Source organism: Gordonia sp. UBA7860 (assembly GCF_002500165.1).
Classification (GTDB): Bacteria; Actinomycetota; Actinomycetes; order Mycobacteriales; family Mycobacteriaceae; genus Gordonia; species Gordonia sputi.
The window spans coordinates 1-21,327 of the sequence record NZ_DLSO01000006.1 but is presented as its reverse complement, the minus strand read 5'-3'; the positions used below and the strand labels follow the sequence as shown (position 1 = coordinate 21,327).

The window sequence follows — 21,327 nt, the reverse complement described above, 5'->3', positions numbered from 1 at the left end:
CGATGAGGAACAATGGCCACAGAGTCTACGCCGACAACCACTTCCGAGGCCGACGGCCTCGAAGACTTCGGATACAAACAGTCGCTCGACCGTAGTATCGGCAAGTTCGCCAGCTTCGCCGCGGGCGTCAGCTACATCTCCATTCTTACCGGGACCTTCCAGCTGTTCTACTTCGGCTTCGGGACCGCAGGACCGGCTTATCTCTGGTCGTGGCCGATCGTCTTCGTCGGACAGCTCTGTGTCGCACTGTGTTTCATGGAGCTCGCAGCCAAGTACCCGGTCGCAGGGTCGGTATACAACTGGGCAAAGCGATTGGGCACGCAGTTGGTTGGGTGGTCGGCGGGCTGGTTGATGCTCACGGCGTCGATCGTCACCCTGGCCGCCGTCGTGTTGGCGCTACAGCTCAATCTGCCGAGACTGTGGAGCGGTTTCCAGATCTACGGCGACGGTTCCACGCCGACGTCGTACGCGGTCAACGCGGTGATCCTCGGCTCGATCCTGGTGGCCCTCACCACCGCCATCAACGCGTGGAGCGTACGGCTCATGGCATTGATCAACAGTGTCGGCGTCTTCGTCGAACTCATCGCAGCCGTACTCATCGCAATCATCCTGGCGTGCAACGTGACCCGCGGCCCGCAGGTCTTCTTTTCCACACACGGGTACGGGGCAGGCGAGAGTGGCGGCTACCTTGGTGCATTCCTCGTCGCGTCGCTGGCGTCGGGTTATGTGATGTACGGCTTCGACACCGCCAGTTCGCTCGGCGAGGAGACCGTCGAACCACGACGCACCGCGCCGAAGGCGATCCTGCGCGCGATTCTTGCGTCGTTCGTCATCGGCGGTGCGATACTCGTTTTCGCGATCATGGCCGGCCCGGATCTTGACGATCCCAAGCTTGGTCAGCCAGACGGCAGCCTGCAGTACATCGTCGAAACCGTGATGTGGGGACCGCTGGGCAAGATCTTCCTCGTCGCCATCGTCATCGCGGTCGTCGTCTGCTCACTCGCCGTGCACACGGCGGCGATCCGATTGATGTTTGCGATGGCCCGCGACAACGCGCTGCCCTTCGGCTCTCATCTGGCCAAGGTCGACCCGAAGCGTCAGACTCCGGTCATTCCCGCTTTCGTCATCGGAATTCTCGCGGTGCTGATACTGGTGATCAACATCGGTCAGCCGAAGATCTTCACGGTGCTGACGTCGATCGCGATCATCATGATCTACCTCGCATATCTGTTGGTCACGATGCCCATGCTGCTCAAGCGTTTTCGAGGTGAGTGGCCACCGAAGGATCTCGCCGAGGGCGGCTACTTCACGATGGGGCGGTGGGGTCTGGCGGTGAACCTGCTGGCCGTCGTCTGGGGCATCGGAATGGCACTGAACCTGGCATGGCCGCGCTCCGCGGTGTACGGCACACCATGGTTCAACACGTGGGGAGCATTCGTCTATATCGGCATCATCCTCGGCCTCGGGTTGCTCTGGTACTTCACCGTTGGACGTCGGAACATCGGTGTACTGGCGTCGCATTCGAGCACCAACGACATCGCCACGGAGGCCGCGCAGTGACTACCTACGACTACGTGATCGCCGGAGGTGGAACCGCCGGATGTGTTCTCGCCGCACGGCTTTCCGAAGATCCCGACGTAACTGTCTGTCTGATCGAGGCCGGACCGAGTGACGTCGACGATCCGGCGATCCTGGTGTTGGCCGACTGGATGCACCTGCTCGACTCCGGCTACGACTGGGACTATCCCGTCGAACCGCAGGAGAAGGGCAACAGCTTCCTGCGACACGCCAGGGCCAAGGTGCTCGGCGGATGTTCGTCGCACAACTCGTGTATCGCCTTTTGGCCCCTCGCGCAGGGACTACGGGACTGGGAGGCGATGGGCGCGACCGGTTGGGGGCCCGAAGCCGTACTGCCCTACGTCGCACGCGTGGAGAACAACGTCGCTGAGGGGACATATCAGGGCTACCCGCATGGACACGACGGCCCTGTCCGACTGCGCGATGTGCCACCCAATGATCCTTGCGGCCAGGCGGTTTTGGATTCCGCCGCCAAGCTCGGCCTCGACACCGTCGCGTTCAATCGCGACGAATGGGACCTCAATGCCGCCGGCTGGCTGCAGATCAACGCGAACGAAGCGGGCGAACGCATGTCGTCGTCGCACGCCTACCTGCATCCGATCCTCGACAAGCGGCCCAATCTGACTGTGCTGACGAACAGTTGGGTCAGCGAGATCGTCATTGACGACACCTTCCGCGCCACCGGCGTCACGTTCCTGCGACCGGATCTCGGCGGATACGACACGGTCGACGCACGACGCGAGGTCATCGTGACCGCGGGCGCTATCGACACTCCGAAGTTGTTGATGCTCAGCGGGATCGGACCGGCGGGCCACCTGCGCGAAGTCGGAGTGGAGGTGCGTGTCGACTCGCCCGGCGTCGGCGAGAACCTCGACGACCACGTCGAGGGCCTGGTGTTCTGGGAGGCGTCCCAGCCGATGGTCACCGAGTCGACGCAGTGGTGGGAGATCGGCCTCTTTGCCACCACACGTGATGGCCTCGACCACTCGGACCTGATGATGCACTACGGCAGCGTGCCGTTCGACATGAACACACTCCGATGGGGCTACCCCACCACGGAGTCGGGGTTCTGCCTCACACCCAATGTGACGCAAGGACTTTCCCGGGGAACGGTGCGACTGCGGTCGCGCGACTTCCGCGATCGGCCCCGGGTTGACCCGCGCTATTTCACCGATCCCGAGGGCCACGACGAGCAGGTGATGCTCGCCGGTATCCGGCTCGCGCGTGAGATCGGTGCGCAAAGTCCGCTGTCGGAGTGGGTATCTCGCGAACTGGCACCGGGGCTCGACGCCGTGACCGACGACGAGTTGATCGACTACATCCACAAGACGCACAACACCGTGTACCACCCCGCGGGTACGGCAAGGATGGGAGCGGCGTCGGATACGCTGGCGGTGCTCGATCCCGAGCTGCGGGTGAAGGGCGTTTCGGGTTTGCGGGTTGTCGACGCGTCGGCGATGCCCAAACTGCCCGTCGTCAACCCGAACATCACGGTGATGACCATGGCGGAGAGGTGCGCCGACCTCATCAAGGAGGCGAACCGAAGCCAATGAGCGCTGACACGTGTCGAGTTCGCCTGGTACGTACACAAGTCGTACCTCAGCGCGAGGCCGAGGAGATTATTTCGATGGCGGCCCGCTCACGACCAGATTGTGTACGTGCAGATTGGGTTAGTGGCCAGCAGCCTCAGCCCAACGGAGTCGACAGGTAGGCTCATGAGCATCATGTCCACCGACGCACCCGACCACGACAAGACCGCAGGTGGCGCCGTGCAGTCCGTCGACCGCGCGCTGCAGATCATGGAGCTGATCGCCGACGCGGGCGCAGCGGGCATCACCGAACTGTCAGTCGCCCTCGGAGTCCACAAGTCGACAGTCTCGCGGATCGTGGCATCGCTGGAATCACGCGGCTTCGTCGAGCAGGCGCCGGGCGGCCGGAAGTATCGCATCGGCTTCACGGTTGTGCGACTGGCCGGATCGACCACCGCCACAATGGATCTCGCCAAGCTCGGTCAGGACGTCTGCGACGACGTTGCCAGGAGGACTGGGGAGACAACCAATCTCGCCGTCCTCGACGCCGCGCAGGCCATCAACGTCGTCGAGTCGCAGGGCTCGTCGAGTGTTGCGCTGAAGACCTGGATCGGGCAGCCGTCACCCGCGCACGCCACGTCGTCGGGGAAGGCACTACTCACCGGCTTGAGCGAACGAGAACTGCGCCTGCTCTACGCCGATGAACTACCGGGCTTCACCGACAACACCATCACCGACCTCGATCAGCTCATCGCCGACCTCGCCGCCTCCTCCGCTCGCGGCTGGGCGCTCGCCGACGAAGAGCTCGAAGTCGGGCTCGTCGCGCTCGCCGCCCCAGTCCGCGACAGCACCGGCGCGGTCGTGTCGGCGCTGAGCATCTCGGGCCCGCGCTACCGCCTCGACCCCGCCGACGCCCCCCATCTCGCCGAGGGCGTCGTGCACGCCGCCGACACGGTCAGCCGCCGCCTGGGTTACCGCGGCTGACGCCTGCCGCCCCTCGAGCCGTTTCTCGCTGGCTCGGCAGCGCGCGATGAGCACTCAACCCGCGGATGAATCCTTTCCGCTGATCGAGCACTCCACCGACGGGCCGGCCCTTTCCGCTGATCGAGCACTCCACCGACGGGCTAGTCCTTTCCGCTGATTGAGCCGGCCGCGAGCGCAGCGAGCAGCCGAGTCGAAATCACCAGCGAAAGAATGGCTCGGCCAGCGAGCTACGCGCCCCTACGGCAGCAGCGCCCGCACGGCGTCGATCGTGTCGGCGTCGGCCGCGGTCTTGTCGGGCCGGTACCGCAGCACTCGGGCGAACCGCAGTGCGACCCCGCCCGGATACCTTGAACTGCGCTGCACGCCGTCGAGTTCGATCTCCACGACGATCTCCGGTCGCAGGAAGACCGCCCACTCCGAACGTGACTCCTCGTACCTGGGGAATTCCGCGGTTTGCCAACGCAATATCTCGTCGGTCAGACCCTTGAACGTCTTGCCGACCATCACCGGCGGCCCGCCTTCGGGGTCACGTGCGCCCAGGTGCAGATTCGACAGCCAGCCTCGTCGACGCCCGGATCCCCACTCGGCAGCGAGGACCACGAGGTCGAGCGTGTGCACCGGTTTGACCTTCTGCCACGTCCGCCCACGACGCCCCGCGGCATACACACCGCTGCGCGACTTGACCATGACTCCCTCGTGGCCAGCTGCGATGGCCGCGTCGAATTGTGCCTGCGCCGCTTCGACATCGGGGTCTACGACCGATGGAATGCGGAGTCCTGGTGCCACCTCGTCGAGCGCTTCGAGTCGTTCCGACAGCGGCAGGTCGATCAGATCACGGCCGTCGAGATGCAGGCAGTCGAAGAAGAACGGTTGCAGCAGCCGAGGATCCGCCTCATCTGCTGCAGATCCGAACCGGCTCATCGTCTCCTGGAACGGTCGCGGTCGGCCATCGTCGCTGAGCATCAACGTCTCGCCGTCGAAAATGACTGATTCGCAGGGCAACCCAAGCACGGCGTCGACAAGGTCCGGAACCCTATCGGTCACGTCCCGCAATGTGCGCGTGAACACCCATACGTCACCGCCGTTGCGGTGCACCTGAATTCGTGCCCCGTCGAGCTTGAAGTCGACAACGGCGTCGGGGCCGAGATCAGCCAGCGCACTCGGTAGATCGTCGGCGGGAGTCGCAAGCATCGGTGCAATCGCCCGGCCGACCTGAAGTCGCACTCCACGCAACGCTTCGTCACCACCGTGCGCGGCCAATACCGCTGTCTCCGAGAGTGATCCGGTGAGCATGTGCGCGCGTCGCACCGAGTCGACGGGCTGACCCGTCGCTTGCGCCACCGCGTCGACCATCAGCCCCGCCAACGATCCCTGCCGCAGTTCACCGGTCAGCAACCGTCTCAGGAAGTCCTGTTCGGGCGGCGTCGAACTCGTGAAAAGCTCTGTCAACACGCTACTTCTGAGTGCCGCCGACCCCGCTCCCCTGGCCGCAGCAAGCTGCTCAAACGCGTCGTCGACGTCGATCACATCAAGTCTCGACACCTCGGCGCCATCCACGTCGAGGCTCGCCAACGACCGCCATCCGACACCCAACTTGCCCTGCGGCACTTCACCGGAGAGCCACGTGACCACGATCGGCAGTTCGTCCTTCGACGCAGCACCAAGCAGATCCACCAATGCGGCGGTCTTGACCTTGCGTGATCGGGTCGCAGCCATCTGCTTCGACGCTTCGACGATCTGCCCGAGTTTCATGACTCCCGCTTCCATGCATCCGGCGCCACATCCGACGAGCCCTCCGACCGCGCAGCCTCCACCGCGTCGGGATACTCCGCCTCGTACGCACGCACCGCGGCGCCGACCGTCGGGTACACGTGGTCGGAGTTCAGCTCCGAGAGCACTCGCTCATCAGAGAGTGTGTCGCCGAGTTCTGGGTCGACGCCCGCGAGGACGAAGTGAACATTTCGCTTGTGCACGAAAGTGATCAGATCCTTCAGCATGACCGAGGCCGTGTAATCGACGTCGCCGATCACTGTGCAGTCGAGTATCAGCCAACGCACCGGGTGCGGTGCCGCCCGAACCAGCGCGGCCACCTCATCGGAGAAGCGACTGGCGTTGGCGTAGAACAGATCCGCGTCGTAGCGGAACACGATGAGTCCTGGCATCGACTCTGCGCCAGGCTTCGCCGATTCGTATCGGCGACGACGTCCGTGGTCGGAAACTCCGACCACAAACCGCTCGGGACGGTACTGCCTGCGCACTATCGCCAGCAGCGACACTCCCATCGCAACGACCACTCCGTTCTGCACACCGAAGACCAACACCACCACGGCGGTCAGAACGGCAATGGTGAACTCGTACTTCGACACTCGCCACATTCGACGGAACTGGTCGACGTCGATCAGCCGGACCGCGACCACCGCGACGATCGCTGACAGAACGGCGTGCGGCATGTAGGCGAGCGCGCCGTCGAAGAAGACCACGACGATCAGCGCGATGAGCGCCATCGTGATGTTGGCGACTTGGGTCCGACCATGTTCGGATTCGAGCAGTTCGGTTTTGGTGGGGCTGCCGTTGACCACGAATGTCGACGAGAACCCTGCCACGATGTTGGCCGCAGACAGTCCGACGATGTCGCGATTGACGTCGGCGTTCTCTCCGTGACGCTGCGCGAAACTTCGTGCTGTGGCCGCACTTTGGGCGAGAATGACCACCGCGCAGCCGATCGCAACCGTCGCGGCCTTCGGTATGTCGCGCCACGTGACGTAGTCGGGAAGTCCGAATTCGGGAAAACCGCCGTGCAACTCGCCGATCACCGGCACATCATCGGACCAGTTGAAGGCGTATACCAGCACGATCGACGCCACCACAACGATGACCGGCATCGGAAGGCGGGGCACCCACCGCTTGCCTACGATCAGCAACGCCAGCGTCGCAACGGCGAACGCCACCGCGGTCCATCGAATGGAGCCGAGTTCGCGCGCAAGGTGTTCCCAACGCTCCCATATCCGACCATCGCTACCGGAGATCCCGAGCATGCCGGGAATCTGCCCGGTCAGCACACTGATCCCGGTGCCTGCGAGGAAGCCGACGAGCACAGCGGTGGAGAGGAAGTCGCCGAGAAACCCAAGTCGCGCGATCCTGGCCACTGCCAGCATCAGTCCCGTCACGATTGCGATCAATGACGCGAAACCCAACCACTCCGCCGAGTTCGGTTGCAGGCCTGCGACTCCGATGCCCGCGATGCCCGATCCGATGATCGCCGCGGTCGCCGAGTCGGCACCGGTCACCATGAGCCGTGACGCACCCAGAACAGCGAACACGATTGTCGGAAGGATGATGGTATAGATTCCCGCAACCACCGGAACGTGGGCAATTGTGCTGTAGCCCATCGATTCCGGAATGGCGACGGCCGCGAGCGTGATGCCCGCAAGGACGTCCGCCCGCAACCACCCGCGCTGGTAACCACGGAACGCGGGTGGCAGCAAGCGTTTCAGCGACGTCGAGAACGCACGCTCCGACCCGGCGGCCCGCGTCCCGCTCACTGCCGTTCGCCCCAGCTCAGCGGTTCGATCACCCCGCTGACGTTACCCGCGTTGATCAGGCAGCGGTGCGCACTGCCGAGCCTTGCGAAGCTGCGGCGTCGGACTGTTCAGCTCGCTTACGTACGAGCACGTTCTCCAATGCGGGACGCCCCGAGCCGATGAAGACCAACAGGAACAGCGCCCAGCAGTACAGCGCGGCCGAGTCGCCCTCGTTCGCTATGGGCAGCAGACCGTCGCCCTGGTGCTTCCAGAAATAGGCGACGGCCATCGCACCGGAACCGATGAACGCAGCAACGCGAGTGCCGAGTCCGAGCATGACCAGGATGCCGCCGACCAGCTCAATTGCCGCGGCCCACCACGACGGCCACGCCCCGAACGCTGCGGTCTCGCCGCCGTATGGCGCGACCGGCCATCCGAACAGCGTCGACGCGCCGTGACAGAAGAACAGGAAGCCGATGACGATACGAAATAGGCCATCGCCCACGGCGCGACCTTCTCAAGTGAGGTAAGCATTGCCTAACTATGAAGGTCTGGTTCCCGCATCGCAACCCCAGAAACCCGATTCCGAGGGAATCGCGTTCGGCGCTCAGATGCCTTGCACTCAGACCCCGACGCTCAGACCTCCGACAAGTCCACCGACCGCGTCTCCTTGACCGACCACAGCGCCAGCAGCGTCAGCACTCCGGCCACCGCGAGGTACACACCGACCCACGCCACGCCGAAGTCGGCAACCAGCCACGTCGCGATGAACGGCGCAACGGCCGCACCGAGAATCGACGCGACGTTGTAGGCGATCCCAGATCCCGTGTAGCGAACGTTCGTCGGGAACAGCTCCGGCAGGATCGCACTCATCGGCCCGAAAGTCAGTCCCATCAGCGCCATACCCAAAATGAGGAAAACCAGCATCACGCTGTCGGTCACCGACGACGGGTGCAGCAGCCATCCGAAGCACAATCCGAAGATGACGATCGCACCGGTGATGACCAGCAGCACCACGCGTCGGCCATAGCGGTCGGCGAGCCATCCCGAGAGCGGCACGCACGCCGCGAAGAACAGCACCGAAATGAGCTGCAGTCCAAGGAAGTCGACGTAGCTGATGGACAGCTTGACGCCCGACGCGTCGGTCACCTTGCCGGTTCCGTACGAGGTCGTCCACGTGGTCACGATGTAGAAGAGCGTGTACGTGGCCAACATGATGAACGTGCCGGCGATCAGTGGTCGCCAACTGGTCTTGACGACCTCGGCCAATGGCGCGCGCACCTTCTTACCCTCTTCCACTGCCTTGGCGAACACGGGCGTCTCGGTGAGCTTCAACCGCACGTAGAGTCCGATGACCACCATGATTGCGCTCGCCAGGAACGGAATTCGCCAACCCCAGGTCAGGAATGCGTGGTTGGTCGCAGCGCTCTTGGCGTCGAAGTCCATTCCAAGCATCAGAAGCAAGAAGATGCCGTTGGCGAAGAAGAAGCCGATCGGCGCACCGAGCTGTGGCCACATCGCCGCCCAGGCGCGCTTGCCCTTCTCTGCGGTCTCGGTGGCCAACAGCGCGGCCCCCGACCATTCGCCGCCGAGTCCGAGGCCCTGGCAGAACCGCAGCAGCGCGAGCAGAGCCGGAGCGGCATAACCGATCTGGGAGAACGTGGGCAGCAACCCGATCGCGAAGGTCGCGATACCCATCGTGAGCAGCGAACCGACCAGCGTCGCCTTACGGCCCACGCGATCGCCGAAGTGTCCGAACAACACCGAACCGATCGGCCGCGCGACGAACGCGAGACCGAACGTCGCGAACGACGAGAGCAGTGCGGCGGTGTCGTTGCCCTTCGGGAAGAACAGCGTCGGAAATACGAGGACCGCGGCAGTCGCATAGATGTAGAAGTCGAAGAATTCGATACTTGTGCCGACCATCGATGCGATCACGATGCGGCTACGCGGAACTGCGGGTCGAGTGGGGTCGACGGGCGCAGAACCCGTTGCAGGGGCAGTGGCTTCACTCACCGCGGAGAGGTTACGCGCCCGCCCATCGGGATCTTCGCAGGTGGGTAGGTTTTCGGGGCATTAGGCCGTGTTTCCGAGCTCAGTTGGCGGCTCGGAAACACGGCTCTGAGTGCGCTCAGCTACCCCGCTTGATCCACTCCTCGAGATGTGGCGCCTCGGCACCGACCGTCGTGCCGTCTCCGTGTCCCGTGTAGACCTTGGTCTCCGGGTCGAGCACGAAGATCTTTTCCTTGATGGACTCGATGATCTTCGGGAAGCTCGAGAACGACCGTCCTGTCGCTCCCGGTCCGCCCTGGAACAGCGTGTCGCCACTGAACAACACACCGAGCTCCGGCGCGTAGATCACCGACGAGCCCGGCGAATGTCCCGGCGTGTTGATGACCTTCAACGTCGTTCCCGCGACGTCGATTTCCTGCCCGTCGTCGAGGTTGCCGGGCGTCACGTCGGGGTGCGTTTCCTTCCACAGCATGGTGTCGCCGGGGTGCAGCAGGATGGGCGCGCCGGTCTCCTTCGACAACTCCGGAGCCACGGTGATGTGGTCGTTGTGGCCGTGGGTCAGCACGATCGCCTTGACGGTCCGGTCGCCGACAGCGTCGAGGATCGGCTTTGCGCTGTGCGCGGCGTCGATGATGACGACCTCACTGTCGTCGCCGACGATCCAGACGTTGTTGTCGACGTCCCACGTCCCACCGTCGAGCGAGAAGGTGCCGGACGTGACGACGTTGTCGATGCTCGCGTTGCTCATGACTTCAGCTCTACCACCGAGCGAAGCACCTTGCCGCCCTTCATCGCCTCGAACGCTGCCTCGACGTCGCCGAGTCCGACGCGCTCGGTGACGAACTTGTCGAGCGGGAGTCGCCCCTGCTCATAGAGGTCGATGAGCATCGGGAAGTCGCGCTCGGGCAGGCAATCGCCGTACCACGACGACTTGAGCGATCCGCCGCGCGAGAAGAAGTCGACGAGCGGCATTTCGAGTTTCATCTCGGGTGTCGGAACACCCACCAGCACAACGGTTCCGGCGAGATCGCGGGCGTAGAAGGCTTCCTTCCACGTCTCCGGTCGCCCGACGGCGTCGACGATGACGTCAACTCCGAATCCGTCGGTCAGGTCCTGGACGGCGGTCACGACGTCGTCGACTTCTGCGCCGTTGATGGTGTGGGTTGCGCCGAGTTCGGTTGCCCACTGCAATTTTGCCGGATCGCGGTCGATCGCGATGATCTTGGTGGCACCCGCCAGGCGCGCACCGGCGATCGCGGCGTCGCCGACGCCACCGCAACCGATGACGGCGACGGAGTCTCCGCGACCAACGTTGCCGGTGTTCATCGCAGCGCCGAGGCCGGCCATCACGCCGCAGCCGAGCAGGCCGGCGACCGCGGGATCGGTCTCGGGATTGACCTTGGTGCACTGCCCCTCGTGGACGAGGGTCTTCTCGATGAACGCACCGATACCCAGCGCCGCCGTCAGTTCGGTCCCGTCGGTGAGCGTCATAGACTTCGACGCGTTGTGGGTGTCGAAGCAGTACCAGGGCTTCCCGCGCTTGCACGCCCGACACTCACCACACACCGCACGCCAGTTCAGGACGACGAAATCGCCGACCTCGACGTGCGTGACATCCGAACCGATCGCCTCGACGATGCCTGCCGCCTCATGCCCGAGGAGGAACGGATACTCGTCGTTGATGCCGCCCTCTTTGTAGGCAAGATCCGTATGGCAGACACCGCACGCCTGGATATCGACGACGACGTCGTTGGGCCCGGGGTCGGGCACCACCACGTCGACGAGTTCCGTTGGCGCGCCCTTGCTACGCGAGATGACTCCCTTGACCGTCTGCGACATTCCGCTTTCAACCTCTCGATGGTGAGAACCTTGTACTCAACACAGTCTTGTGGCATGGCACGAGACATGCATCCATCCGAATGGATGGTTCTACCTAGTCGAAAGTACAGCGGCCCGATGGATCGCGCCCCTTCCCGCCGACCGAGCCGCCTTCCGCCGATCGAGCTTGTCGAGATCAGCCAGCCCGTACACAACTGCGACCTGAGCGCGAGGCGGCGACAATAGTCGCCTCGGCCTCGCGCTCAGGTACGAGTTGTGTACGTATCGGCTCTCGGACTAGCGATCGAGTGCGCGATAGACCACGGATTCGAAGTCCATGTACTTCGTGAACGATGTCGGATCACCGAACGGCAGAATCTGGGTCGCCCAGTATCCGCCGTATCCGTTCTTCCGATCGATCCAGTAGAACAGATTCGCCAGTCCGGCCCAGCCGAGTGCCCCCGCAGGGCGGCCTGTCGGCGCCTCCTCGTTGTTGATCATGAAGGGTAACGACCACGACTTCGATTGCCCCGGAAAGAATTCCGCATCGTTGGACAACGAGGGAATCACACCAGGCAACATGGTTACCGGTAGGTCACCGAGATGGTTCCGCACTGCCATCTCGACCGTTTCCCGATTGAGTACACGGCCATGATCGCCCGCTCCGTCGTTCAGCCACATCCGGATGAACTTCGTGTAGTCGCCGACGGTGCCGTAGAGACCGTGCCCACCGAAGTCGACTTCCGGAGGCGACGGCAGTTCGAAGTCCATCGGGGTCAGCGTCCCGTCTGCGTTGCGTGCATGCATCTCGGCGAGTCGTGGCCGGAAGTCATCGCGCAGAACGAAACTCATGTTCTCGATGCCCAGCGGTTGGAAGATCCGCTCGTCGAACACTTCCCCGAGTCGCTTACCCCGCAACCTCTCGACGACCTGCCCCACCCAGTCGATGTTCGTGCCATACTGCCAACGATCTCCCGGATCGAACAGCAACGGCGTCGTGAGTGCAGCCTTGGTCGCGGTGATGACACTCGGCTGCCCTTTCTCATCGGCCAACCTCGAGTAGACCTCGTCGAAGAAGTCATACCCGAAACCCCCGGTGTGCGTGAGCAGTTGACGCGTTGTCGGAATCGACTTCGGTGCCCGGAGGATCGGATCACCTCCGCCGTCGAAACCCTCGATCACCTGTAGCTCGCCGATCTCGGGCACGTAGCGTGAAGCGGGACTGTCGAGGTCGAGTGCGCCCTCTTCCACGAGTTGTAGTGCGGCGGTCGCGGTAATCGCCTTGGTGGTGGAGAAGAGCGCGAAGGCGTCGTCAGTGGTGATCGCGTCCTTGCCGCCGAACCGACGAGTGCCCGCCGCTCCTTCGTAGACGTTGCCCGTGCGATCCGTCACCATCGCGACGACGCCTGCCACCGGCATCTCGGCATCGACCGCGGACTGCAACACGGCATCTTCCGAGCGTTGGAGCACTCCACGATCGACGCCCGTAACCGAACTAGTCATCTCATCTGTCCTTCCGGTGAATCTAATTGTTTGGCAATAACTTTCGTCACGAGATCGCAAAACCCTTGTACCCTGCGGCGGCCGCCTCCAGAGTCGCCGTCCGGTAGGCCCCGACACCTCCGACGTACGAGAGCACACGCCGCGGCTTACCCGGAACATTCGAACCGACGTACCAGGAGTTCGTTTTCGAGATCAGGTTCGCGTCGGCGAGTTCGTCGTGGTGAGCGACCCACGCGTCCTGGCCTTCCTCGGTGGGTTCGATGACGGTCTTGCCGTTCGCATTCAGGTGCCGAATCGCGTCGCTGATCCATTCGGTCTGCTGCTGAAGACAGGTGGTCATGTTGCACAACGCAGCAGACGGCGCGAGTGGCGCACCGGTTGTCAGCAGATTCGGATAGCCGTGCACCATCAGGCCCATCGTCGTGCGGATGTCGCGGCCCCAGTCCTCTTTGAGAGAACGTCCGTCGCGACCTCGGATGTCGATCCGCGTCAGCGCACCGGTCCCCGCGTCGAAGCCGGTGGCCATGATGATCACGTCGAGTTCGTGCAACGTTCCGTCCTCGAGCACGATGCCCTCGGGGACGATTCGCGTGATCGGATTGTTCTTCACCGGCACGGCCTGCACATTGTCACGGTGGTAGACCTCGAGGTAGTCGGTCTCCAGCGGCACTCGGTGGGTACCGAAGCCGTAGTCGGAGGGGATCAGCAGCTCGCACAGTTCCTGGTCTTGCAACCGCGCGCGCATCTTCTCCCGAACGAACTCCGACACCTCCTCGCTGACCTCTTCGTCGGAAAAGATCTCGGCGAATGACGCCAACCACAGTTTCAGCGACCCGTTGTCGTAGTCCTCTTCGAGCCGAGCTCGACGCTGCTCAGGCGTGAGGTCGGCCCACGCATCGGTGAAGTCGTACTCGAAGCCGGTGAACGTGGTGGGCAGGTTTTCGCGTAGCTCCTCGAAGCGCGCCTTGTATGCGGCGACGTCGTCGGACCCATAGCTCGGGTTCTTCATCGGCAAGGCGTACTGCGGTGTCCGAATGAAGACCTTGAGCTGACCGACCCGGTCGGCAATGGTCTGGATCACTTGAATGCCGGTCGCACCGTTGCCGATCACCCCGACGCGCTTGCCTTCGAGGTCAACGCCGTCACGCGGCCACCGCGCGGTGTGCAGGATCTCCCCCGCGAACTCGCTTTGGCCGGGAAACAGGTCCGACATGGGCGCCGACAACATCCCGGTGCAAGCAACCAGATATCGAGTGTCGATCGTCTCCCCGGAGTCGGTGGTGACCGTCCAACGGTTGGTGTTCTCGTCGAAGACGGCACTGACGATTGTCGTATCGAACGAGATGTCACGACGGAGGTCGAGACTGTCGGCGACGTAGTTGAGCCACTGCTCGATCTCGGCCTGCCCCGGGAATCGGCTGCTCCAGCTCCAGCCCTTGTAGAGGTCCTCGTCGAACAAATACTGATAGATGTAGGCCTCTGAATCGAACTTCGCACCCGGGTACCGGTTCCAGTACCAGGTACCGCCGACGCCGGACGCGGAGTCGTACGCACGGACGTCGAGGCCTTGTTCTCGCAGCTGATGGAGCTGGTAGAGCCCGGCCACGCCGGCTCCGATCACGAGCGCATCGATGGTTCTGTCTGACATCGTCTTCCTCCGTTGTTGTGATTGTGGTCACGTAGGGATGAATTTTTGGCTTGTCCCACAGACTTGATGTGTCCCAAATTGGGACGCCGGACCTGACCGACGGGTAGTGGTCGTTTGACTATCGACGGATGGATAATCGACTGTGTTGTGAGTCACAGCGGCGGGGACGCCATTACAGGAAGGAGCAGCACGTGCGCGACACGCGGGATGAACAACTGCGTATTGCTGCTGCTCGCGCCGACTTCTTGGAGTACGGACCGCAGGGCGCAGCAGGCGTCGGCGACGTAGTCGCCGCATCCTGGTCGAGGAGCGCGTCCGCCGGACTCGACGCCGACCGGTATCAGGTCGCGTACCACGACGACATCGACTTCAATTCCCGTCTGGTCCGCTGCGCGCGCCCGGTGCTCGAACGCCTCACCGGCGATATGTCCGACGTCCCTGTGACAATCGCGCTCACCGACGCCCGCGCCCGGATAATCGACCGCCGCGATTGCTCAACGGCAGTCGGGCGAGTTCTCGATCGGGTCGACTTCGACCGCGGATTCTCGTTCGAAGAGAGCAGTGTGGGAACCAACGGAGTCGGCACGGTGTTCGAGGTCGGCGCACCCGTCAGTGTCGTCGGTTCCGAACACTTCAATCAGTCATTGATCCAGTTCGCGTGTACCGGAGCGCCGATCCTCGATCCCCTGAGCGGGCGGGTTGTCGGTGTGCTCGACGCGAGCATGTTGGCCGAAAGCTGGAACAGCTTGGTCGACGCATTGGTACGGTCGGCCGCAACCGACATCAGTCGCAATCTGCTGCTCGACCGAAGTCAGGACACGCGTGCATTGTTCGAGACGTACCTACGCGCGGCCGCCCGACCCAGCCGAGCGGTGATCGCGCTCGGCGAGACCGTCATGATGAATGAGGCTGCCCGCTCACTGTTGACCCCAGAAGAGCAGTCGACCATCGGTCAGTACGCGGAGTACCTGATGACCAAGCACGACAACGCTTTACACACCGTCACCCTAGAGGGTGGGCGCCAGCTCCGACTACGCGCCAAGCACATCACCAGCAGCGGGGATGTGGTCGGAGTTGTACTGGTCGTCGACGAGGAGCGACGCGAGCACGTACCGGCGGACGCCACCGACACGCAAGGAGAAGGGAGAGGTGTCGCTCGTGATCGTAATGGGGCCCTACTCGCGCCCGAGACTCACGGAATGCGCAGTCCCGCATGGATTTCTGCCTATCACGACGTCGTGCGCTCGTGTAACGACAACCAGAATGTCGTCGCTTTCGGGGAGCCGGGTACCGGCCGTCTGTCGGTACTGACTGACGCATTTCGCTTGGCACACGGTGCCGCACCGATCGTGGTCCTGGACATGGCGGACGCCCCGGAGTGCCTCGCGGCGACGCGGCTGCCGCGCATCACCGACGAACGAGGCCTGGTCGTTCTACGACACATAGACCGACTCGGCGAGCACACGCCAACACATGTGGCCAGATTCGTCGACGACGCGCTGGCGGCCGGATATGTTCTCGCCGCCACCGCTTCTCCGGCGCGGAGCGGTGCCCACACAAACTACGGTGGTCTGCTCAGACGATTCGACGAGTCCGTCACGCTTCCGCCACTTCGACTTCGGGGCCCAGACCTGGTCCCGTTGGTTGAACGAGTGCTGACGATGCTCGCACCGCGACGCCATACACGTATCAGTCCGCAGGCCATGCGCATCATCTCCGCCTACTCGTGGCCGAACAACCTCACCCAACTACACGCGGCGCTGCGCTCCGCATTGCGTCAGCGGCCAGTCGGCGAGATACAAGCCGCAGACCTCCCGGGATTCTGCCGCACCACTGCTCACCGGGTGCTCACCACGTTGGAGATCACCGAGCGTGACGCCATCATTCGCGTACTGGGAGAGTGCGCGGGTAACCGCGCTCGTGCGGCAGAGCAGTTGGGCATGTCGCGCAGTTCGATCTACCGCAAGATCCACACCTATGGAATCACCGGGATCTGATCTACCCTCTCCACGCAGATCGAGCCCTTACCGCCGATCGAGCGCCCCGTCGCTGATCGAGCCCTACCCGCTGATCGAGCCCTACCCGCTGATCGAGCTTGTCGAGATCACCCCGCCGTGATCCCGGCGCCTGCGGCGAGCAGCCCTGCCTCACCGCGATTGGTGACCCCGAGCTTCTGCAGAATCGCCGCGACGTGGAACTTGATGGTGCTCTCACTCACGCCGAGTTCCGCCGCGATGGCCTTGTTCCGCCGACCGAGCGCGAGATGTCCGAGCACCTCGAGTTCACGCGGATTCAACGATGCGAGCAGATCCTTCTCGGGACGAGAGACCTTCGCTTCCAACGGAATTCGAGCGCACACCCGGCTCCCCCAACCGGCAATCGACTCGACGTCCAGCGTCCCATCAACCGCGCGCAACCGTCCTGCGAGCTGTCGCGATAACGCGTCGCCGTCGAGTTCACCGCGACCCCGATCACGTACGTCGACGACCAGATCGTCACCACTGATTTCCCACGCCACCCGCAGCCGTTCGACGGCCGGTTGGGCGGCGACGGCCACGGCGACCGCGCGCACGATGGCTCTCGCGGCGTGCGCGATCTCGCCCGACAACGTCGCGTCGACCCCCGGTTCCACAAACTCGACGTCGGCGTCGAGGTCACGTAGCACCGGTTCGAGCTCGGCCCGGAGCCGTCGAAAAGCAACGCCGATCGGTTCGGTCGCAAGCGCGCGATCGGTGTCACCGACCGACCGCAACGCAATCAATGCGGCCGACGCCGTCTCCGCCGCAACCGTGCGTGCGACGGCGTCGTCGAGGTCGCGCGATCGCAGCGTCCCGAGAATCGACGACAATGTGTCCTCGTGTGTTTCGGTCAGTTGGGTGATCGTCCGAGCCCGTTCGGTCGACGCCGCCCGCGACTCGGCCAGATAATCGGGACTCGCCTGGGCTACCTGCTGCCGAATCGATGTCGCCACCAGCGCGAACCAGGCGGTCAGGAGTTCATCGATGCCCGTGGCCTGCGACTTGGCCGACTTGGGTACCAGTACAAGCAACGTGTCGGTGGCATCGCGGACTGCGAGAACTTTTCGACGCGCTCCGCCGACTACCGCCTGTCCGCGCAGCGTGTCCCCTCGCTGAACCGATTCCTTGATCGCGTCGAGTTCGGCGATGGTCGCACGCTCGACGACCGCCGGGGCACCGGCCACCTTGCGTGGGCGGCCGGTGCACTCGCGGGTGTAGATGATCAGCGCGTCGTGCGGATACGCCGATGCCAGGAACCTCGAGAAGCGTTCGGCGATCTGCGGCAACGGACCATCCACGACGGCCGCGAACTGCTGCCACCGGCTTGCCGACAGCGTGGTCGTCACGTCGCCCGAGCGTTCGGACAGTCCTTCGATCGTCACCTCACCATTGTCACCCGTTGCTGATGATCACCTTCAGTGCGTGCTCGTCGGCAGCGTTGGAGAAGGTGTCGTAGGCGCGGTCGAACTCGTCGAAGGTGAAGTGATGCGTCACGAACTTCTCGGGCGCGATCTTTCCCTCTTCGATCTCCGTGAGCAGTTCGGGAGCAGTCGTCGCGTTGACCAGCCCCGTCGTCAGCGTCAGGTTGTTGATCCAATCCCGATCGATCGGAAATTCGACGGGCTTCCCGTGCACACCGACGTTCGCGAGATGTCCGCCGGGGCGCAAACAGTCGAGCGACGTGCGGAACGCGGGGCCAAGACCGACGGCTTCGATTGCGACGTCGACGCCGAGTCCACCGCGACTGAGTTCCTTGATCTGTTCGACGACGTTGCCTCCCGCGAGAATGTCGATGGTGTCGGTCGCACCGAAGTCCAGCGAACGCTCGAGACGAAACTTGTTGCCGTCCACCGCGATCACCTTCGACGCCCCGCGTGAGCGGGCGGTCATCACCGACGCGAGACCCACCGGCCCCGCACCGATCACGGCCACCACGTCGCCTTCCTTGACGGCCCCGTAGAGCACACCGATCTCGAAACCGGTCGGGAGGATGTCGCTGAGCATCACGCCCTGCTCTGCCGTGACTCTCGCCGGTAGCGGGATGAGTCCGTTGTCGGCGAACGGAACACGCACGAACTCGGCCTGCGTGCCATCGATGAGATGCCCGAAGATCCACCCGATTCCGCCGACCGTCTGGCAGTGCGACGTCATCCCTTGCTTGCAGTATTCGCAGTAGCCACACTTGGTGACGCACGAAATGATGACGCGGTCACCGACTTTGACGCGGGTGCACTCGGGCCCAACCTCGGTGACCACTCCGACGCCCTCGTGCCCGAGCACGCGCCCGTTGGTCACCGCCGGAACGTCGCCGGAGAGAATGTGTAGATCGGTGCCGCAGATGGTCGTCGTCTCGACGCGGACGATCGCATCGGTCGGGTCCTTCAGAACAGGATCTGGAACGTCCTCCCACGCCTTGCTTCCCGGACCGTGATAGACAAGCGCTTTCATACCTGGCCTCCTTAGGGCCGCACGACGGTGCGGCGTGTCCCCCGGATTCCCCATCCCAGTATGCGATGAACCGCATGAATGATGGTTGGCTTCGCGAGCGCGATCTCATGTTGAGACGAACAACCTTGGCCCACACTTGAGTAGTGCGGGTTCTACGTCTCAAACATGGCCGACAGCACGATATCGGTGATCAACACGACGTCGAACAAGGCGCTCGAGACTGTTCCCGTGGGCCAGTTTCCCGGTGGTCTGAACGTGAATCATGCGGGCAGCCTCGTCAATATCACCAACACAAAGGACGACACCGCGTCGGTCGTCTCTGTCCCGTAAACGTCACCACGGGGTATCGGCAGAGGTCACGCTCCGCCGACCGCGTTCAGCAACTCGGCTTTGGTCATCGACGAGTAACCCTTGATGCCCTTGGCCTTCGCCTGCTCGCGCAACTCCTTGACCGTCGGCGACTTGGCTCCCGACGACTTCGCCGCCTGCGTGGTCCCAGATGGCTTGGCCTTGGGTGCCGCAGTCTTCGGTGTCGACGTCTTGGTTGCCGCCGTCTTCGGCGTCGCTGTCTTAGGCACGGGTTTCTTCGATTCACCGGGCTTCACACTCGCCGCAGGCTTCGGCTTCGAGGCCGACGCGCTCGGTGTGGGTTTCGGTGCGACGACGGCCCGCGGCGCGTCCGACGACTCGACCTTCTTGTCGTCGGAATCACCGGAGATCGCTCCGATGCGCTTCAAGAGTTCTCGACGCAGCGCGTCGGTTTCGCTCGCTGCTTTGCCCAGTTGCTTCTCTGCCAACTTCCGCACGTCGTCGAGGCTCTGTTGGAGTTCGCCGATCTGCTTCTGCAGACGTTTGATCGCCTTCTTCTCGCCCATGCCTTGTGCCCTTCGTCGCCGTAGATTGCAGGACCCCCGTACCCGAGGGTAGGCACTCCACCGCTGCTAGAGGCGGATTATCGCCGACCTTGTCGTGTCGCGATCGTGAGCACGTCGTCGCGTACCCGCTCGGCGCGTAGCGTGGAAAACGCCCCAATCCGAGATTCATTCCGACGAGGAGGCAGCCATGCCAGAGCGCGATCCCGGGCCGTCCATCAAAGACGACGAGCTCTACGAGAAGCTTCGCGACGAGGGCAACTCCAAGGAGAAGTCCGCCCGTATCGCCAATGCCGCTGCCGCGCAGGGCCGTTCGAAGATCGGCGAGAAGGGCGGCGAGTCCGGATCGTACGAAGACTGGACTGTCGACGAACTGCGCTCGCGGGCAAAGGAACTCGGGCTACGCAACTACTCGGACCTCAAGAAGGACGACCTGATTGACAAGTTGCGCGAGCACTGAGGCAGCGCCGCCGAGCCATTTCGAATCGCCCATAACCAGCGGTCGAACGCCAAAATGCTGCATTTCTAGCTGCGCCTTTTCGCTCAGTGGAATCTGATGCTAGGTTCTGTGACCCAGCTCTCCCTATGGTTCTTCCAGAAGGGAGGTCACAGATGACCAGCTACGCCAGCACGACACGCACGCGGGTCGCCATCGTCGGTGGCGGCCCAGCCGGGCTCGCGCTGTCACATCTGCTCTCGGTGGCCGAGATCGACAGCGTCGTCATCGACAACCGAACCCACCACGAGATCGAAACCACCCATCGCGCAGGCATTCTGGAGCGCGACAGCGTTCGACTGCTACTCGATTCGGGCGTCTCCGACAGAGTCCTGCGTGACGGTCACGAGCATCAGGGCATCGACCTCCGCTTCGGCGGCGTCAGCCACCGCATCGATTTCCAGAAGCTCGTCGGGGCGTCGTGCTGGCTCTACCCACAGACCGACGTCTTCATCGATCTGCACGCGGCACGCACCCGCGACGGCGGCGATCTGCGGTACGGAATCGCCGACGCTGCGGTCACCGACCATCGCGACGAGCCACACGTCACCTACGCCGATGCCGAGGGCGCGCGCCACGAGATCACCGCTGAACTCGTCGTCGGGGCCGACGGTTCACGCAGCATCTGCCGCGATCTCGTCGAAGACCCGCAGCGCTACTTTCGGGAGTACCCGTTCGCGTGGTTCGGCATCCTCGCCGAGGCGCCGCCGAGCGCACCCGAACTCATCTACACCCGATCGCCGCACGGCTTCGCGCTCATCAGCCAACGCACCCCGAGCGTGCAGCGCATGTACTTCCAATGCGCCCCCACCGAGAACCCAGCCGACTGGTCCGACGACCGCATCTGGGCAGAACTGCAGCGCCGCCTTGCGGGCAGCGACGGCTTCGCGCTCAAGGAG

17 protein-coding genes and 1 pseudogene are annotated in these 21,327 nt (G+C 63.6%); 7 read left to right on the top strand and 11 right to left on the bottom strand.

Annotated features, from left to right (window positions below; translation table 11 throughout):
• Positions 1-12: 12 nt before the first annotated feature.
• From B3T59_RS00715 to B3T59_RS00705, 3 genes are all read left to right on the top strand, one after another.
• Positions 13-1,560, top strand: a complete 1,548-nt coding sequence (locus B3T59_RS00715) for an APC family permease (protein ID WP_005207623.1) — start codon at positions 13-15, stop codon at positions 1,558-1,560.
• Positions 1,557-3,131, top strand: a complete 1,575-nt coding sequence (locus tag B3T59_RS00710; protein WP_287001256.1) for a GMC family oxidoreductase — start codon at positions 1,557-1,559, stop codon at positions 3,129-3,131. The genes B3T59_RS00715 and B3T59_RS00710 overlap by 4 nt, the downstream gene beginning before the upstream one ends.
• A gap of 162 nt (positions 3,132-3,293) precedes the next feature.
• On the top strand, positions 3,294-4,091 hold the full coding sequence (locus B3T59_RS00705) for an IclR family transcriptional regulator (RefSeq protein ID WP_287001255.1): 798 nt from the start codon (positions 3,294-3,296) through the stop codon (positions 4,089-4,091).
• Between the two features lie 237 nt (positions 4,092-4,328).
• On the opposite strand, the gene B3T59_RS00700 is transcribed toward B3T59_RS00705, so the two are convergent.
• From B3T59_RS00700 to B3T59_RS00665, 8 genes and pseudogenes are all read right to left on the bottom strand, one after another.
• Entirely contained in the window at positions 4,329-5,843 is a 1,515-nt protein-coding gene (locus tag B3T59_RS00700) for an ATP-dependent DNA ligase (RefSeq protein ID WP_064905288.1), read from the bottom strand.
• Positions 5,840-7,633, bottom strand: coding sequence for a SulP family inorganic anion transporter (locus tag B3T59_RS00695; RefSeq protein ID WP_287001254.1), 1,794 nt, complete (start codon positions 7,631-7,633; stop codon positions 5,840-5,842). Before B3T59_RS00695 ends, B3T59_RS00700 begins: the two co-directional genes overlap by 4 nt.
• 55 nt (positions 7,634-7,688) lie before the next feature.
• Positions 7,689-8,146 (bottom strand): annotated as a pseudogene (locus B3T59_RS00690) (DoxX family protein).
• A 102-nt stretch (positions 8,147-8,248) separates the two neighbouring features.
• Complete coding sequence (locus B3T59_RS00685; RefSeq protein WP_313318557.1) at positions 8,249-9,538, bottom strand: MFS transporter; 1,290 nt, start codon at positions 9,536-9,538, stop codon at positions 8,249-8,251.
• 205 nt (positions 9,539-9,743) lie between these two features.
• Entirely contained in the window at positions 9,744-10,373 is a 630-nt protein-coding gene (locus B3T59_RS00680; RefSeq protein WP_064905295.1) for an MBL fold metallo-hydrolase, read from the bottom strand.
• Entirely contained in the window at positions 10,370-11,464 is a 1,095-nt protein-coding gene (locus B3T59_RS00675) for an S-(hydroxymethyl)mycothiol dehydrogenase (RefSeq protein ID WP_064905297.1), read from the bottom strand. The genes B3T59_RS00680 and B3T59_RS00675 overlap by 4 nt, the downstream gene beginning before the upstream one ends.
• 276 nt (positions 11,465-11,740) lie before the next feature.
• Complete coding sequence (locus B3T59_RS00670; RefSeq protein ID WP_287001251.1) at positions 11,741-12,946, bottom strand: serine hydrolase domain-containing protein; 1,206 nt, start codon at positions 12,944-12,946, stop codon at positions 11,741-11,743.
• A gap of 46 nt (positions 12,947-12,992) precedes the next feature.
• Entirely contained in the window at positions 12,993-14,594 is a 1,602-nt protein-coding gene (locus tag B3T59_RS00665; RefSeq protein ID WP_005205477.1) for a flavin-containing monooxygenase, read from the bottom strand.
• 191 nt (positions 14,595-14,785) lie between these two features.
• Between B3T59_RS00665 and B3T59_RS00660 the strand changes: the two genes are divergently transcribed.
• The gene (locus B3T59_RS00660) at positions 14,786-16,591 is read left to right on the top strand and encodes a sigma-54-dependent Fis family transcriptional regulator (protein WP_287001250.1); all 1,806 of its coding nucleotides are present in this window, start codon (positions 14,786-14,788) and stop codon (positions 16,589-16,591) included.
• Positions 16,592-16,698: 107 nt separating this feature from the next.
• On the opposite strand, the gene B3T59_RS00655 is transcribed toward B3T59_RS00660, so the two are convergent.
• On the bottom strand, positions 16,699-17,994 hold the full coding sequence (locus tag B3T59_RS00655) for a helix-turn-helix transcriptional regulator (RefSeq protein WP_287001249.1): 1,296 nt from the start codon (positions 17,992-17,994) through the stop codon (positions 16,699-16,701).
• A 10-nt stretch (positions 17,995-18,004) separates the two neighbouring features.
• The gene (locus tag B3T59_RS00650) at positions 18,005-19,060 is read right to left on the bottom strand and encodes an alcohol dehydrogenase catalytic domain-containing protein (protein WP_287001248.1); all 1,056 of its coding nucleotides are present in this window, start codon (positions 19,058-19,060) and stop codon (positions 18,005-18,007) included.
• Positions 19,061-19,225: 165 nt separating this feature from the next.
• Between B3T59_RS00650 and B3T59_RS00645 the strand changes: the two genes are divergently transcribed.
• Entirely contained in the window at positions 19,226-19,390 is a 165-nt protein-coding gene (locus B3T59_RS00645; RefSeq protein ID WP_082965535.1) for a hypothetical protein, read from the top strand.
• Positions 19,391-19,416: 26 nt separating this feature from the next.
• Here B3T59_RS00645 and B3T59_RS00640 read toward each other — a convergent pair whose 3' ends face one another.
• Positions 19,417-19,935 (bottom strand): Rho termination factor N-terminal domain-containing protein, encoded by a 519-nt coding sequence (locus B3T59_RS00640; RefSeq protein WP_064905307.1) that lies wholly within the window; start codon positions 19,933-19,935, stop codon positions 19,417-19,419.
• Positions 19,936-20,122: 187 nt separating this feature from the next.
• Between B3T59_RS00640 and B3T59_RS00635 the strand changes: the two genes are divergently transcribed.
• Entirely contained in the window at positions 20,123-20,392 is a 270-nt protein-coding gene (locus B3T59_RS00635) for a DUF7218 family protein (RefSeq protein WP_064905309.1), read from the top strand.
• Positions 20,393-20,544: 152 nt separating this feature from the next.
• On the top strand, positions 20,545-21,327 hold a 783-nt coding region (locus B3T59_RS00630), incomplete at its 3' end, for an FAD-dependent monooxygenase (RefSeq protein WP_287001247.1).

What these genes read in the sequence shown, in the direction of transcription:
- B3T59_RS00705 (WP_287001255.1), top strand. Translation starts at nt 3,294, where the DNA reads ATGAGCATCATGTCCACCGACGCACCCGACCACGACAAGACCGCAGGT.
- B3T59_RS00645 (WP_082965535.1), top strand. Translation starts at nt 19,226, where the DNA reads ATGGCCGACAGCACGATATCGGTGATCAACACGACGTCGAACAAGGCG.
- B3T59_RS00640 (WP_064905307.1), bottom strand. Translation starts at nt 19,935, where the DNA reads ATGGGCGAGAAGAAGGCGATCAAACGTCTGCAGAAGCAGATCGGCGAA.
- B3T59_RS00675 (WP_064905297.1), bottom strand. Translation starts at nt 11,464, where the DNA reads ATGTCGCAGACGGTCAAGGGAGTCATCTCGCGTAGCAAGGGCGCGCCA.
- B3T59_RS00650 (WP_287001248.1), bottom strand. Translation starts at nt 19,060, where the DNA reads ATGAAAGCGCTTGTCTATCACGGTCCGGGAAGCAAGGCGTGGGAGGAC.
- B3T59_RS00670 (WP_287001251.1), bottom strand. Translation starts at nt 12,946, where the DNA reads ATGACTAGTTCGGTTACGGGCGTCGATCGTGGAGTGCTCCAACGCTCG.
- B3T59_RS00715 (WP_005207623.1), top strand. Translation starts at nt 13, where the DNA reads ATGGCCACAGAGTCTACGCCGACAACCACTTCCGAGGCCGACGGCCTC.
- B3T59_RS00665 (WP_005205477.1), bottom strand. Translation starts at nt 14,594, where the DNA reads ATGTCAGACAGAACCATCGATGCGCTCGTGATCGGAGCCGGCGTGGCC.
- B3T59_RS00685 (WP_313318557.1), bottom strand. Translation starts at nt 9,538, where the DNA reads ATGGTCGGCACAAGTATCGAATTCTTCGACTTCTACATCTATGCGACT.
- B3T59_RS00680 (WP_064905295.1), bottom strand. Translation starts at nt 10,373, where the DNA reads ATGAGCAACGCGAGCATCGACAACGTCGTCACGTCCGGCACCTTCTCG.
- B3T59_RS00635 (WP_064905309.1), top strand. Translation starts at nt 20,123, where the DNA reads ATGCCAGAGCGCGATCCCGGGCCGTCCATCAAAGACGACGAGCTCTAC.
- B3T59_RS00700 (WP_064905288.1), bottom strand. Translation starts at nt 5,843, where the DNA reads ATGAAACTCGGGCAGATCGTCGAAGCGTCGAAGCAGATGGCTGCGACC.